A 14,041-nucleotide genomic window follows, 5' to 3' on the forward strand; every position below is an offset into this window, starting at 1 on the left:
AAGCTGATGCTTAAGGAGAAGCAGGTGGCAATTTCCCCTGAAGCCACGGAGAAATGCCGGGACATCTTCAAAAAGGCCGTAACCCGGGAGGATTTCGGAAACGGGCGGTTTGTGAGAAACCTCATTGAAGGAGCGGAGCTCGCCCAGGCCCAGCGGCTGAAAAAGCTCTACGGCAAAAAGGCAATCCCGAAAAAAGCCCTGGCAGAGCTTGCCCCCGAGGATTTCAGCCTTCCCGAGAGCCTGAATGACCGGGTGAAGGGAGGATCCCGGATCGGCTTCTTCGCCTGAATCCCCGGCCTGCAAAAAAATTGTCCCCGCGATCCTGCGGGGACTTTCTGACCGGAAAACGGTCAAACCTAAACCTTCCTTTCAGAGAACCTTATCCTAGGATCCTGTTCCTCTTCTTAACGCGAAGAACTTCAGACCGCCCAGAATCATTTCCGATTCAATGGGAGTGCATTCGGTGAATTTCAGGTTTTCCGAAAGGAGCTTGCTCTGGCTACGGTACGAAGACCCCGGCTCCCCGGCAATGTTCACCACCGCAGTGCGCACCGCGGAAGACAAAGCGCTCACCACGCCGGAGTCATGGCGTTCGTAGTGGGCGATGGTGTTAATGATCACGCTGCCAATGCGCTCGGCATAGGATTCATCGGTAATATTCCAGACGCCCCGGGCGATATTGGCGGCCAGATAACGGTAGTTGCCGGCGAATTTGCCGCCGGAGGACTGGGAGATGGTGCCCACAGCCTCCTCCAGCACCTGCTCCAGACTGATAACCAGAAGATCCAGCTCCGCAATGTTGTTGCCCAGGGGCCGCTTTTCCCGGGCATCGGAAATATGCCGGCTCATAACGTCCAGACAGGGCACGTAATCACTGCTGTCAGGAGTGAGTCCCGCCAGCTTGACCACCACCTTCCGGAGCTCTTCGTTTTCGCCCCAGATGGCCTTCACCAGCTCCTCGATATTCTTCAGCATGACCTTGCCTGCGGCATCGCTGCCGGCAAAGGAACGATCCTGCGCGGGAGCGCCGCCGGGAGCAACCGCAGAGGCCGGTCTGTTAGCCCAGTTGTTATGTCCTTCGTACTCGCGGTTCTGCGCGCTTCTGACAATGGCGCGCCGCACCAGATCCTTCATCACTTCCCGTCTCCGCCGGCGCTCCTGGAAGATCACTGCCAGCTTATACGCAATATACAGAAGAATGCCGGAAAATATTGCCGGAATCGTCCACCAGGGGGCTTCGGCATTAAGGAAGTCAATAAAGCTCAGATCTTCGCTGCGCGCTGTGGCGGCTTCCGGAACATAAGGCCGGGACAGAGTATTTTTCTGGTTGTAGAAATTCTTGCTGGCGGCGCTCTCCCGGGGCTTAGCCGCCGGCTGCCGCTGCGAGAGCTCCTCCAGAAGCGGCTTCAGTGCCTCCTCCGCCGGAGCATAATAGCCGTCCCGGGCCTTTTTCAGCCAGTCCGCCGCCTTGTCCTTATCCTCGATGACGCCGTAGCCGTGGAGATACAGGAGTCCCAGCCGGTATTCCGCCTCATGATCGCCGGCAGACACCCCGGCCCGGTACATCCGGTAAGCCCGGACATAGTCCCGAGTGCCGCCCTGGCCGTTTTCGGCCATCTTGCCCAGCTGGGTGAAGGCCGGACCATAGCCCTTGTCGGAGGAAGCCTTGAACCAGGCAAAGGACTCGGCAATATCCTGATTAACCTCAAGTCCTCTGAAAAACTTCATTCCGACATCATAAAGAGCCTGGCCATCCCCGGCCACAGCTTTCTGACAGAGTCCCGCCTCAATTCGGGCTTCCGCGCAGGAGGCGACGGAAACAGCCGAAGCTTCGGAAGCTCCCAGCAGCGCTATTCCCAGCGCCAAGCCACTCAGGTACCAACGCATATATAAAAAAACCTGTTTTTAAATCCCTTAAACTGTCAGGCTCCGGCAGGAGCGGTTTTCGCCCGGCCGCGGACATCCCTGTCCGGCTGTCATGCCTGACTATGCATATTATACTGATCTTACGAAATCAATAAACACCCCGCGAGAACGAATTCATAAATGATCACGCCCCGGCGGCGGAAAAAACCGGAAATTTCGCATATCTCCCATAAATGGCAATCCCGGTTCCTGATAATCACGTCATCCGAACCGAAAAAGGTATAATGGATCCTTAAGTTTTTAATCAGCGGCGGAGACAAAGATGGCACGGACAGCGTCAGGCTCAAATATGGTCAGGATTACTCTGAAAAACCCGGCCAGCAGGAAGTTCCGTCTTGAAGAAATCCGGGACGGCTCCTTCATCCCGGCGCCCTTCCGGGACATCCTGAAGCAGTTCAGCGCGGAGATCAATGCCGTCAGAATGCTGAACACCAGCCTTAAGGAGCTTTTTGACATTCTGTGGCTGGATCCCGCCGGACTCAAAAGCGCCCCGCCTGCCGCGGTATTCCGCAGTCTGAGATCCTTCCTCAAAAAGGAAGCCCGGACGGAATTCGCCCCGCCGGGAAACTACGGAGAAAGCTTTTCCGCTGAGGATCGCTTCATTGTCTGCCGGGGGTATGATCTTTTCAGCGACCCGGACATCATTGCGGCCCGCACATATATCGGACACAAGAACACCAACGCTCTCGCGGCGCACCGGGTAAAGGTGGCCGAAGAAAAGATCAGCAATTTTCTGGTGTTTGTCCACCTTTTTGAAGCCATCTGGCTCGCAGCCTCTCCGGAGGGGCTCCTCACCGCGGAGCAGCGCGCCCTGATAAACAGCTGGCTGGAAAAGTCCCGTTTTCCGGACGAGGGCAAGCTTTATCTCCAGTACTGCTTTTCCGGCAGCATGTCCAGCCGGATTCTCCGGACAAATCTCAGCGAGCAGGGCCGCTACCTGAAGCCCCTGGCTCCGGACAGCGCCAACCAGAAGGCCTTTCTCAGCCTGCTGGGCCGGCTTTGCGCCCAGAACAGCGAGTGCGCCCTGACCTCGTTTTCCTGGGATGACTGCTGCTTTATCACGGATCTTCTGGAATACTACCGCTCCGAGCTCCGCAGAAAAGGCGCTTTGGATCAGGAACGGCAGGAGTTCAATGAGGCTCTGTTTCCGAAGATCACCGCCCCCATGCAGAACCTCACCGGAAGCTTTGCCGGGGACACCTCCCCCCTGTGCTCCTGCCCTCCGGAGCGCATGCGGGCGTTTCAGGCGGAGGTGCATGAAAACGCCAGAAAAATTGACTTTATCGATCCGGAGCATCTGAAATTTTACGAAAACGCCACCCTCTACATCCAGGACGTGGCTGTCACCAATGCCTATATGTATCTGGACACCCGGAACATGGCTGGGAACAACTTCTGGACCTTTGCCCTGAACCAGCGCAGTCAGGAGATCATCGCCCCCCGGGAAACCGTGTCCACCTTCAGCGATGAACCCGCCGACCGGAGAAAGCTGTTCGCCCTGAGTCTCCAGACCCCGGATTTCCGCACCCCGTCAGAAACGGTGCTGGCGGCCATTTCCGGAAATCTGTCCTACCGGCTCCTCGCGGAAGGCTTTCTGGACATCATTGCTCCTGAAAAGCGCATGAGGGCCTTTTCCTGGCTGGTGCATAATTTTCAGAATCTGCTCCGCATCAATAACTCCTTCTCCCGGGATTTCCGGCAGATTCTCAGTGCCATGGGAGAGGACATTTCCCTCTATCTCCTGCTGTGGCCGGAGGAAATGACCGACAGCATCAGAAAGCTTATCACCTCCTGTCCGTTTTTTGAGACCTATGCGGATCTCCGGCTCTCCGTGCTGATTTACAGCTACGGCAGTCTGGAAAAGGCTCTTTCGGGAGAACCTCCGGAAAGGGAATGCCATTCCCTTTCCGGAGTCCCCGTGCCGCCGGCAACGGCTGCGGAAATCCAGGATCTCATGTTTCAGAAATATATTCTGAGCTCCAAATCCTACACCATAGATGTGCGCTTTTCCGGGGATTCCTCCCGGCTGCTCTATGCCGATGCCAAAAATATGTTTGATGCCATGCTGGAGGAGCGGCCGCATATCTTTCAGGATTTTATCCGGAATGCGGTTTCCTCGGCGGCCGGCTTCAGCTCCAAAAGTCTCTTCCGGGCTCTGGGCACCTATAAGGAAAAGGTCTTCCGGAAGTTTTTTCCCGGCCTTCTGCGGTTAGACGACAAGACCCGCGGAGCCCTTTCCGGGCTGGTCAGCCAGATCAAAAACCGGCAGGTTCTCATGTACCAGTATCTGGCGCAGTCCGGCAGCAATATTCAGAACGATATTGTTTATCGGATCATGGAGCACAGTCTGGAACGCCCCGCCCGCCCTCTGCCGGGCTCTCTCACCGTCTTCCGGGATCGCCTGGCGAACGAAGGAACCTGGAGCTACCATGAGCTCAAAAAGGCCCTCAGCATCTACAATCTGGGCAAGCACAGCATCTGCATCAGCATTTTCCATTACGTGGCAAACATTCTGGGCCTTGCCGTATTTCCGAATCCCGACTACGAATGCTATGAGGAGATGGTAAGCGCCTTTTCCAGCTTCGCCTTCAAAAAGGAAGCTCCGCTGCCGAAGATAAAGCAGCAGAGCAAGGCTCTGCTCTGCTTCCGTCTGGCGCTGGACACCGCTACCGTGTACACCGTGCAGGGCCGGCTTCTGGAATTCTTTAAAACCTGGCTCAGATCTGCCAATCTGCCCGCCGAGGAGGCCTCCTGCCTGAGCAGCTACGCCTCCGGCATCACCGCTCTGAGGCAGTCCGCCGGCCGGGCGTGCCGTCCCGGAAACGCCCTCTCCAAAATCGCCTTCACCGCAGCGGAGCAGGATCTCTTAATCCGCATGATGCACATTGTCACCTCCGGGGGCGACATGGCCATAACCATGAAAAACCTCTCCGTCATCAATCTGCATCTCAGGGGCCGATTCCTGGAGAGCTTCCTCACCGGGTATCAGCGCCGCCCCGCCTCCCTGGCTCCGGTGCGCCGGTATCCGGAGCCGCCGTATTCCGGCAGCGCCCCGCTGGTTCCCGCGGCCCCGGCGAAGCTGGATCGCGCGCTGATCCGGGAAAAGACCCGGGAAACCTCTTTGGTTCATGAGATTCTGGCCCCGATTTTTGCAGACGGAGATTCCGGAAAAACCGCGGCCAAGGACGGACGCGCCCCGATTGACGTGGCCCTGGGGAAGCCGCTCCCCGCGGAGGAACCCCAAACAGCTTCCGCTGCGGAAATGCCGCCGGAGGATCTCTCCGACCTGGTGGACAGCGACGGCGCTATTTCGGGACAGACAATTTTCGGACTTCTCCCGCAAAACTGCCGGGAGCTCATTCTCAGACTTTGCCAGCTGGGAGAGTTTTCCGAGGATGACTTTGTGAAGATCTGCCGGGAATTCGGGCTTATGAGCGACGGCGCCATGGAAATCATTAACAGCTGGGCCCTGGAGCATCTGGACTGCACTCTTATCGAAACCGATGATCCCATGTTCTTTGACCGGGATCTCCTGAATGATCTCCTGCAGCAGTCCTGACCGCGCTGAAGCTAATTACTTCCCTCCGGCGGCACTGTCTCCGCTGTCACCGGCGGCGTTTTCACCGGGGAGAAGCTCTGCTGCGGTAACCTCTGCGGTAAAGCGGGCTCCCAGCACCCGAATATGCACGAGATCGCCGGGTTTGGTGTTGCCGCTCTGCACAATGCCGCCGCTCTCCCGGGACACAATGGCATAGCCCTGACTGAGCAACATCAGCGGATTCCGGGCATTAAGCCGCCCGGCCAGAACCGCGAGACTGCTCCCGAGAAGCCGGATCTTATCTCCGGCGCCTGTCTCAAGACGGCTTCTCAGCTTTTCCAGATAATGCCGGGATTCCCCCAGATCCGGCCGGACTCCGGCAAAGGCCAAAGCCCTTTCATGGAGCTCCTGCGCCTTCACGGTCAAAGCGGCGTTCATGGCTTTATGCATGCGATTACGGAGATCCTGAAGCCGTTCCGCCCGCTCCTTGAGGCATCTTGCCGGAGAGAGCGCCTGAAGCCGCCGCTCCAGATCCTGTAATAGCTCCTCGTTCTCCCGCAAACGATCCCGGGAAATATTCCCCATGCGGCGGGAAAGCTCCAGGAGATCCCCGCGGTATTTCCGGGGATCCGGAGCGGCCTTCCACAGCCGAAGCTCCAGACTCCGGAGGGTCTGACTGTAATTCCGTACATTGTCCCGCGCCGTTTCCAGCCGGCTACGAAGGTCTTCCAGTTCCTGATAGCGCTCGCTTAGCTGTCCGCTGACAGCCCAGATCATCCTTTGGGAAAGATGGGAGAGATACTGCCGCTTTTCCGCCGCAAATACCGCGGGAGAAACGCTGTTAAGGCGGCTCCGGAGATGATCCAGATTTCTGGTCAGGGCGGCAAGGGAATTATTCATTACGGAAGAGTAGCGGAGCCGGTACGCCCGGAGCCAGGAATCCGCCTCCCGGAGATCCGTGGTAACCAGCTCGGCGGCGGCAGTGGGAGTGGCGGCCTTAAGAGAGGCCACATGATCCAGCAGGGTGTCGTTGCCGGTATGGCCGATGCCGGTGACAATGGGGATCCGGGTTTCCGTGGCATAAACGGAGAGCTTAAGATCATTAAAGCAGGCCAGATCCTCCACGCTGCCGCCGCCCCGCACCACCAGAAGCACATCGCAATGATCCCGGTACCTTCTCATGTTGGCCAGATAAATGGCATTCATTATTTGCTCCGGGGCGGCATCTCCCTGCATGGCGCTGTAATAAAGCACAATGTTCACCAAAGGGTTTCTTCTTCTGATGGTGCCCACGGCATCCCGGGCCGCCTGTTTTCCCTGAGCGGTGATGATGCCGACGGAGGTAATCTCTGAAGGCGCCGGGAGCGGCAGGAGATTACGGGTATATCCCTGATCCTCCAGAAAGCGGATCCCATCCCGCAGGGCCTGCATGATAAGCCCTTCCTTATCGGTAATGACAATGCTTTCCGCCCGGAAGGACAGCGTGCCTTTTTTGGCATAAAAGGAGAAGCTGCCCCGCACCTCCGCCATTTTGCCGCTGCGATCAATTTCCGGAGAAGGAATGCCGGGATCCCGGAACATGCAGCAGCTGATAACGGCATCCTTTTCCCGTAATGAAAAGTAGAGAAACTTCCGGAACGACCAGTTGGAGATCTCCCCCCGGATCCGGACGTTTTTGATAACCTCCACCCGTTCCCTGACGAGGTCTGCGGCCTCTGAAACGGATAAGACGCGGGGTTCTCCAGCGTCCCGGAGCCGGGGCTCCGGAAGCCTGCGGTACTGCGAAAGCCCCTGAGATCCGGCCTGAGCCGGCATAAACTCCCGGAACAAATCCTCCATATCCCCGATATCCGCCATTTCCCGGCCTCCCCGGACTGAAACAAAAAGGGAAACACCCTCCGGCATTTCCCGATTTTAACTGTCAATTACCGCTGAACCTCTGCAGCTCAGAGCTTCTGCATATCCTCAAAGACGTCATGAACATCCTGGATATTCCGGTCGATGTCCTCATTAAGACGGGCAGCGGAAGCAACCTTCTTCTGAATCTCGCCGCAGTTATTTGTAATCTCCTCCACAATATCGGCATTGTCGGAATCGGTTACCTTCTTCTTAATCACCTCAAACTCATCCGTGAGAGCCGTGATGATCTCGTTAACCACGCCTACCTTCTCATCATGCTGCTGCTTGACGTTGTTGAACTTCTTGATGGCATCCTCGGCAGAAGCGGAAACGCCGTCCAGAAGCTGTCTGTTTTTGTCGGCCTCGGCTATGATGGCGGTGATCTGATTGGTAAAGCTCTCCACGCTGGAATCGATCTTGGAGGAGGCGTCTGCGGTGTCCAGGGAAAGCTTCTTTACTTCGCCTGCTACCACGGCGAAGCCGCGGCCGTGCTCGCCGGCGCGGGCGGCCTCAATGGTGGCGTTAAGAGCCAAAAGGTTGGTCTGACCGGAAAGAGTGGAAATTATCTGGGTGCATTCCTTGATGGAGTCCATCTGTTCCTTGAGAGCCGTAAAGGATTTGACAAACTTGTCCTGGAATTCGTGGAGATCCTCAATGTCCGTTCTGATGGAGCTTATCACATCCCGAAGGAGCTCAACATTCTTCATGCTCTCATGCACTGATTCCACAATCCGGCGGCCCGAAGAACTCACCTTGTCGCTGAACTTCCCGACCTCGGAAAAATCGGAGTGCGACTGAGCCAGACCGGACACGGACTCGCTGAAGGATTCCATGTCGTCTCTCAGTTCCTGAGCAATTGCCTTCACATTCTCATACTGCTCACACAGGGAATCCGTCAGAGCTGCGCCCTTGCCGGCCATGCTCTTCAGCTCCTGAGCGCTCTTTTCTGCTTTGTTGTTAAATAAGAACATCTTAATTACTCACTCTCAAAATGTAATCCGCCAGGCTCAGTTGATCCTTCACACCCGGGAAGATCAGAAGTCTATTGTGTAATCATATAAGCAAAGAGAGTTCATATTTGTGAACAAAACCGGCATTTTTTGCTTTTATCCCTTTCAGAACGCCTTTTCTTGCCAAAAATGAGAACTTTGCTCGGGTATTTGGCATTGTTTTCAAAGAATTCCGGGAGCAAGGACACCGGCAGGTCATTACGCCGAAACATGCGGAGAAGCTGAGGGATTAGTAAAAAATGATGGAGGCGCGATTCAGAGTCGAACTGAACTGTACGAATTTGCAATCCGCTGCATAACCGCTTTGCTATCGCGCCATTCGGAGGATCCGGACAAACCGGAAAAGCTGAAAAATGTGGAGGCGCGATTCAGAGTCGAACTGAACTGTACGAATTTGCAATCCGCTGCATAACCGCTTTGCTATCGCGCCGTCTGGACAATCCGGAAAAGCTGAAAATATGGAGGCGCGATTCAGAGTCGAACTGAACTGTACGAATTTGCAATCCGCTGCATAACCGCTTTGCTATCGCGCCAGTTTCCGGGGATGCCGTGAACGCAGATGATTATACTGAAAAAATCTCCGGTGTCAAAAGAAAATGCAAAAATCCCGGAAATCAGGGGTTTTGCCCGGCCGTACGGCTTAAAAAGGCGGCAAAAGGGGGCGGAAAGCTCCCGAAACCGCGCTTTTTCCGCAATTTTCCGGAGTTTTCTCCGGCGCTCATGTCCGCGGCAGCATAATCCCCATTCCGCAGAAACATGATCTCAGACGTGTTTTCTAAAAAAGGATCATGATTTTACAGGCATTTTCATAAAAAAATCATCCTCATGACGCTGCCGTAAAACTATAATCGTGGACAATGCCCGGAAAAATGTCAGGATTCCGGTCACAGGATGGCTGAATTTCAGGAAGAACCACAGGAGACCCCATAATGCAGTTCAAGGTTAAACCGCTTGCCGCTCTGGCAGCCTGCTTCGCCATGTTCCTCAGCGCCGGAGCCCCGGGAGCCGTCAATACCATAAAGCTAAGCGCCGATGTCAACACCTCATTCAGCGGCACCTTCCTCAGTTATGTGCTCACTCCCCGGAAAAGCAGCGACAAGTTTAATCCCATGACCGTGCGGATGTACCCCGCTTCATTCAACCTGCTCTCCGGAGGGATAAATTTCAAGGACATTCAGTATAACAAGGACTACTTTCAGCTGACCGTTTACCGCGGCAAAACTCCGCTGATCCAGGTAATCGCCGTCCGCAACACCTCGGCGGAAAAGCTTAAAAGCAGCATGATTAACTCGGAGTTCACCGGCAGCCTCATTTCCGCCCAGAACGTTCCAGAAACCTCGGATGAGGCCCTTTTTGAAAACATCACCAACGAATGCTCCGTGGACAACAAGCTGAAAACCAAAAAATTCGGCTCTTCCGTCTTCGGTTATCTGGACTGCGGAAGCCGCAGCACCCATCTTTTTTACTCCAGACTGGCTCCGGATGCCCTCCTCTCCCAGCCCTACGAATCCCCGTTCAAGGGCGATGCCGCTCCGGGCGCCTCCAATAAGGCAAAGTCCGGAGACGATGACGAAAACAAAGGGGAGAATGACGGAAAAGAAGATTACAGCAGCGCAGATGCTCCGGAAAAGCCCCAGACCCGGCAGGAAAACATTGTCCTCGTGCATGTGCTTTCCGAAAACGAAATCGATTACCGGCAGCCCTTTAATACCATTACTGTAAGAGGCCTTCCGGTAAACTCGGTAAACCGCTTCCTTCAGGCGGATTTTCCGAAGCTTTCTCCGGATGACCAGAGAGCCGCCCTTCGGGAAGCGGTGCTCCGGGACGTCAGCTTTACTCATGCCGTTAACGAGGATAACATCGTGAAAAAGCTCACGGATCCCGCCTATACGGTAAAGGAAATGCGGAAGATGCCCCTCTCCGGCATTTCCAGTTCGCTCCACAAAAACAATCTGTCCATCAGAAACCGGGCGGAAAATTATTTCAGCAACAACATCACGGTGTTTGCCGATTCCCCGGACAGCAATATCCGCACCATAGCCGTGGCCGCCGCTGCCACTCCCATGATTCTCAGCACCAGCGACATTGACACTCTGGCTGATGAAATTGCCCGGGATCCCCTCTGCAGATCTCCCTCCGGCGTGAACACTCTCCAGCTCACCAACGAGGATGCCATGGAAATTGACTGCGAAGTCCCCTTCTCCACCCGGGCTCTCCCGCGGCATTACTACCTCATAAGCCAGGCCGGACGCTCCTCCGGCGGCAAAAAGGACAGCAAAAAAGGCGGCAAGAACGCCCCCAGCTACGAACAGGTTCAGATCATTATGCTGGCCGGCAATACCAGCAATCACGAAATGGATGATGTGGTGAACAGCCTGCACCTTTCGGAAAACTACCGCTGGCATCTGTCCCTGAATAACCCCACGGAACAGGATCTGGATCTCCTGTTTACCATTCCCCGGGTGAAAAAATGGTATGAGATTTTTGTTAACACCGATGAGGATGATCAGGTGGACACCGCCTGGTACCGCTTTGCCCGGGAAGGCTCCGCCATTTATGCTCAGAATATGAAGAGCTCCCCTGAGGTCATTCTGCGGCTCCTGAATGCCAATGCCGCCGTGATTGCGAAGGACTTTCCGGAGGAACCGGAAAAAAGCGAGTAGCCCGCGGGATCGCGGCGAAACCGCAGTGTCGTTTGTCAACAGAATTGCCTCTTTTTACATTTTTTTAACATAAAAAATGTTACACAGGTCAAAATAATGATAAACTATAGCTGCTGAAATGATAAAGGCGTCAACAACGGCTGCAGAAGAAATCCTCGGGAGAACACTCTGACGAAGCGGGGAATGCTTAAATATAAGACTGCTGTCATGTTTTGATAAGACCGGACGGTGTCAGGAAACGGGCGGCGGTGTAGAATGATGGATTTACGCACACTCGCAACTCTTCGGATTTGCTCTTTTACCAGAGATTCCGGGACGAAAATCTTTTGCACAAACAGATTTCCGGCAATGAAAATAACTAGGGAGATAACTTTATGTCAATGTCTGCGCAGAACAAAGCATTAGGCGTAGCTGCGATACTGAGCTTAATATGTGTGGGGGTTCTGTACTTCGTAAGCCGCGAAGAGGTTTCTCAGTCGGCTGATCAGGTCAGAAACCGCATTGAGTCAGCAGCCAGCGCTGATGCCTTCGACGGCGTTCAGCTTATTAACGAGTTCGGTCTTACCGAGCTTAAGGTTGAAAAGAACGGCGCGAGCATCTACAGCTATTCCGCTCCGGAACTCCAGTCCGGCGCTGCCAGCGCTCTTCTGCCTCTTGACCACACCATCTCCAGCAATGAAGTCAAGGCCAGCTTTTCCCTGCCTCCTTCTCCGGCCTTCAAGGATCTTTTAATTCGCCTCGCTGCCGCTGTAGTATCTATCTTCCTGTCGGCAGCCTTTGCCGTTTCCATTGTGACCAAAAACAACCAGAAAGACATCGTCGAGATGCGCAAGGCCATTGTGGACAAGCGGTATGATGACCTCCCCTATGAGGAAATCACCCAGGTGCTGACCAAGCAGGAAAGAGAAAACACCACCAAGCTCAAGGATGCTCTGGAAAAGGTTGAAACTCTCGAAAGTCAGGCTGCCATTGATCCGCTCACCGGACTCTTTAACCGCAACATGTTCAAGAGAGACTTCACCAGAGAGCTTACCAAGCAGACCAACGGCACCAGCATTCTCGGCATTATCAGATCCTCCAGCGTGCAGGACATCAACCAGAGCCGCGGCTATCAGATGGGCGACAAGTACATCCATGACGTGGCCGAGCTGGTTAACAACGCCATCAAGACCTTCAACAATGCCAAGGCCTACCGTATCTCCGGTTCTGATTTTGCCATCCTCATTCCCGGCGGCAAGGAAGAGCAGATTGTTCTCCTGAATCAGGATCTCAAGGTGCAGATCGAAAGCTTCCGCAAGGACTTTGATTTCGACAGCATCTGCTACTCCGGCTATACCCTCTTCACCAATAACGAAAGAGAAGAGGTGATTTTCTCCCGCGCTGACTTCGCTCTTGCCAGAGCTCAGACCGGCCCCATCAACGGCTACTACATCCAGAAGGAAGACACCGAAGGCTATCTCCAGGGTGAAATGCACTGGCGTCAGACTGTTCTTGACATCATTAACAGAAAGGCCATTACCCTTTACTATCAGCCTATCAGAAGCATGAACATCTCCATCCGGCCGTACTTCGAGATCTATGCCCGCTTCTTTACCAAGGACGGAGAGGCTCTTTCCACTGAATCCATTCTGGCTGCCGCTCTCAGACATGACCTTCTGGTACGTCTGGAGGAAATGATCATCGAGGCCATTATCTCCAAGTACAGAAAGCTGCAGAAAGGCTCCGATGCCCGCTTCGGCATCAACCTGTCCGCTAATGCCCTCATCAGCACCTCCTTCCTCCTCTGGCTGGAAAGAACCCTGCTCAGAAATGCGGACATTGCCCCGAACCTGGTATTTGAGATTGACGAGCAGATTCTCTCCAGCAACGTCGTAGCCGCTGAGAGACTCTTCTCAATCATCGGCCGCAGCCATGCCAATACCAGCATCAGCCATTTCGGCCACGGCATTGAATCCTTCACCATCTACAGAGATCTCAAGCCTAACTACATCAAGCTGGATCCGAACCTCTGCCAGAAGTTCGATACTGATCTGAGCTCCCTGCAGTTTATCCGCATGATCATCGAAGTATCCCACAGACTGGGATGCGTGGTAGTGGCTGAAGGCGTAGAAAGCGTAGCTCAGAAGCAGCATCTGGAAAATCTGTACATCGATGCCGTTCAGGGTTATGTAGTTGCCAAGCCGGCTGAGCTTACTGATGACGTAGATCTGGAAAAGGAAAAGAACGGCCCGGCTCCGGAACCCCGTCCGATGTTCGCCTGATTGAAGGGCTCCCCGGGAGCCTGACCAAGACCTAAAAGAACGCCGCATAATTTGCGGCGTTTTTTGCATCTCTTATGCGGAGATTGTTCCCGATTAGAAGGTTCCAATTACAGGATAATCCGTAAAGCGGGCCGCACAGCATAGCCACCGTAATGGATCATGCGACCAGTCGTATTTAGTCTGCCGTTCGTTTCCACATTCGACGCCTGATCCTGACCACAGCCCGGCGAACGCAGCCACCAGGAGCAAAGACCTTCGCCAGTATACGCCTCACACTTTCTTTCTTCATCATTCTGAAAATACCGTTCCGCCTCCCCAAAACTGAGACAGAACACCCTGTCTTCAGTGCAGTTCCCACCGGGGGTGCCATATTGCGGATTATTGTCATTGCGGAGTTTTGAAACCTTGATCCTCTCAAACTCCTCTCTCAAGAACGCCACCCGCAAAAAGTCATTATTCAGCCATCTCCTAAGATCGCAGTTTTCCCAATACATTCTAATAACCCACTCGTGGTGGTACTTGCTATACCCCAGGCAGTAACGACTGATCAGGAGGGCCTCATTGCCCGATACCTCCAGCACCAGCCATTCAATGGGTTCTTCCGGGCCCTGATCGCTCCGGGGATAACGTCCGAACTTAATAATTCCCCCGGGGACAACAATATCATCTGCCGCGGGATAATCAATTCCGTTTACGGCTATAACGGAATTTTCCGATTCCTGAACCCCAAACATCTCTAACCGG

The 14,041-nt window shown here is 54.4% G+C and carries 8 protein-coding genes and 3 tRNA genes; 4 read left to right on the forward strand and 7 right to left on the reverse strand.

Translation table 11 applies throughout. The features are described 5' to 3' along the window. The coding region (locus tag ACJROR_RS11580; protein WP_406547172.1) for a hypothetical protein at positions 1-288 on the forward strand (288 nt) is incomplete at its 5' end. Positions 289-384: 96 nt separating this feature from the next. Here the strand turns inward: ACJROR_RS11580 and ACJROR_RS11585 are convergent. Continuing rightward, positions 385-1,887 carry a tetratricopeptide repeat protein gene (locus ACJROR_RS11585; protein WP_406547173.1) on the reverse strand — a complete coding sequence of 501 codons (1,503 nt, stop codon included), beginning with the start codon at positions 1,885-1,887 and terminating at the stop codon, positions 385-387. A 301-nt stretch (positions 1,888-2,188) separates the two neighbouring features. On the opposite strand from ACJROR_RS11585, the gene ACJROR_RS11590 reads away from it, so the two are divergent. After that, positions 2,189-5,485 (forward strand): tellurite resistance TerB C-terminal domain-containing protein, encoded by a 3,297-nt coding sequence (locus ACJROR_RS11590; protein ID WP_406547174.1) that lies wholly within the window; start codon positions 2,189-2,191, stop codon positions 5,483-5,485. Positions 5,486-5,500: 15 nt separating this feature from the next. On the opposite strand, the gene xseA is transcribed toward ACJROR_RS11590, so the two are convergent. From xseA to ACJROR_RS11615, 5 genes are all read right to left on the reverse strand, one after another. Next, positions 5,501-7,321, reverse strand: coding sequence for an exodeoxyribonuclease VII large subunit (gene xseA, locus ACJROR_RS11595; protein ID WP_406547175.1), 1,821 nt, complete (start codon positions 7,319-7,321; stop codon positions 5,501-5,503). 89 nt (positions 7,322-7,410) lie between these two features. Then, positions 7,411-8,334, reverse strand: coding sequence for a methyl-accepting chemotaxis protein (locus tag ACJROR_RS11600; protein ID WP_406040115.1), 924 nt, complete (start codon positions 8,332-8,334; stop codon positions 7,411-7,413). Positions 8,335-8,616: 282 nt separating this feature from the next. After that, positions 8,617-8,690 (reverse strand) — tRNA-Cys (locus ACJROR_RS11605). 39 nt (positions 8,691-8,729) lie between these two features. Further along, a tRNA-Cys gene (locus tag ACJROR_RS11610) sits at positions 8,730-8,803 on the reverse strand. 29 nt (positions 8,804-8,832) lie between these two features. After that, positions 8,833-8,906 (reverse strand) — tRNA-Cys (locus tag ACJROR_RS11615). A gap of 396 nt (positions 8,907-9,302) precedes the next feature. Here ACJROR_RS11615 and ACJROR_RS11620 point away from each other — a divergent pair. Continuing rightward, the gene (locus ACJROR_RS11620; protein ID WP_406547176.1) at positions 9,303-11,036 is read left to right on the forward strand and encodes a hypothetical protein; all 1,734 of its coding nucleotides are present in this window, start codon (positions 9,303-9,305) and stop codon (positions 11,034-11,036) included. A gap of 374 nt (positions 11,037-11,410) precedes the next feature. Further along, entirely contained in the window at positions 11,411-13,297 is a 1,887-nt protein-coding gene (locus ACJROR_RS11625; RefSeq protein ID WP_406547177.1) for an EAL domain-containing protein, read from the forward strand. A gap of 107 nt (positions 13,298-13,404) precedes the next feature. Here the strand turns inward: ACJROR_RS11625 and ACJROR_RS11630 are convergent. Beyond that, positions 13,405-14,041 (reverse strand): DUF6273 domain-containing protein (locus ACJROR_RS11630; protein ID WP_406547178.1); only part of this gene is annotated, 637 nt, incomplete at its 5' end.

The organism is Succinimonas sp., from assembly GCF_045225735.1.
In the GTDB taxonomy this organism is placed as follows: domain Bacteria; phylum Pseudomonadota; class Gammaproteobacteria; order Enterobacterales; family Succinivibrionaceae; genus Succinimonas.

Coding starts and splice junctions, on each gene's coding strand:
- ACJROR_RS11585 (WP_406547173.1), bottom strand. CDS start 1,887: ATGCGTTGGTACCTGAGTGGCTTGGCGCTGGGAATAGCGCTGCTGGGA.
- ACJROR_RS11590 (WP_406547174.1), top strand. CDS start 2,189: ATGGCACGGACAGCGTCAGGCTCAAATATGGTCAGGATTACTCTGAAA.
- xseA (WP_406547175.1), bottom strand. CDS start 7,321: ATGGCGGATATCGGGGATATGGAGGATTTGTTCCGGGAGTTTATGCCG.
- ACJROR_RS11600 (WP_406040115.1), bottom strand. CDS start 8,334: ATGTTCTTATTTAACAACAAAGCAGAAAAGAGCGCTCAGGAGCTGAAG.
- ACJROR_RS11620 (WP_406547176.1), top strand. CDS start 9,303: ATGCAGTTCAAGGTTAAACCGCTTGCCGCTCTGGCAGCCTGCTTCGCC.
- ACJROR_RS11625 (WP_406547177.1), top strand. CDS start 11,411: ATGTCAATGTCTGCGCAGAACAAAGCATTAGGCGTAGCTGCGATACTG.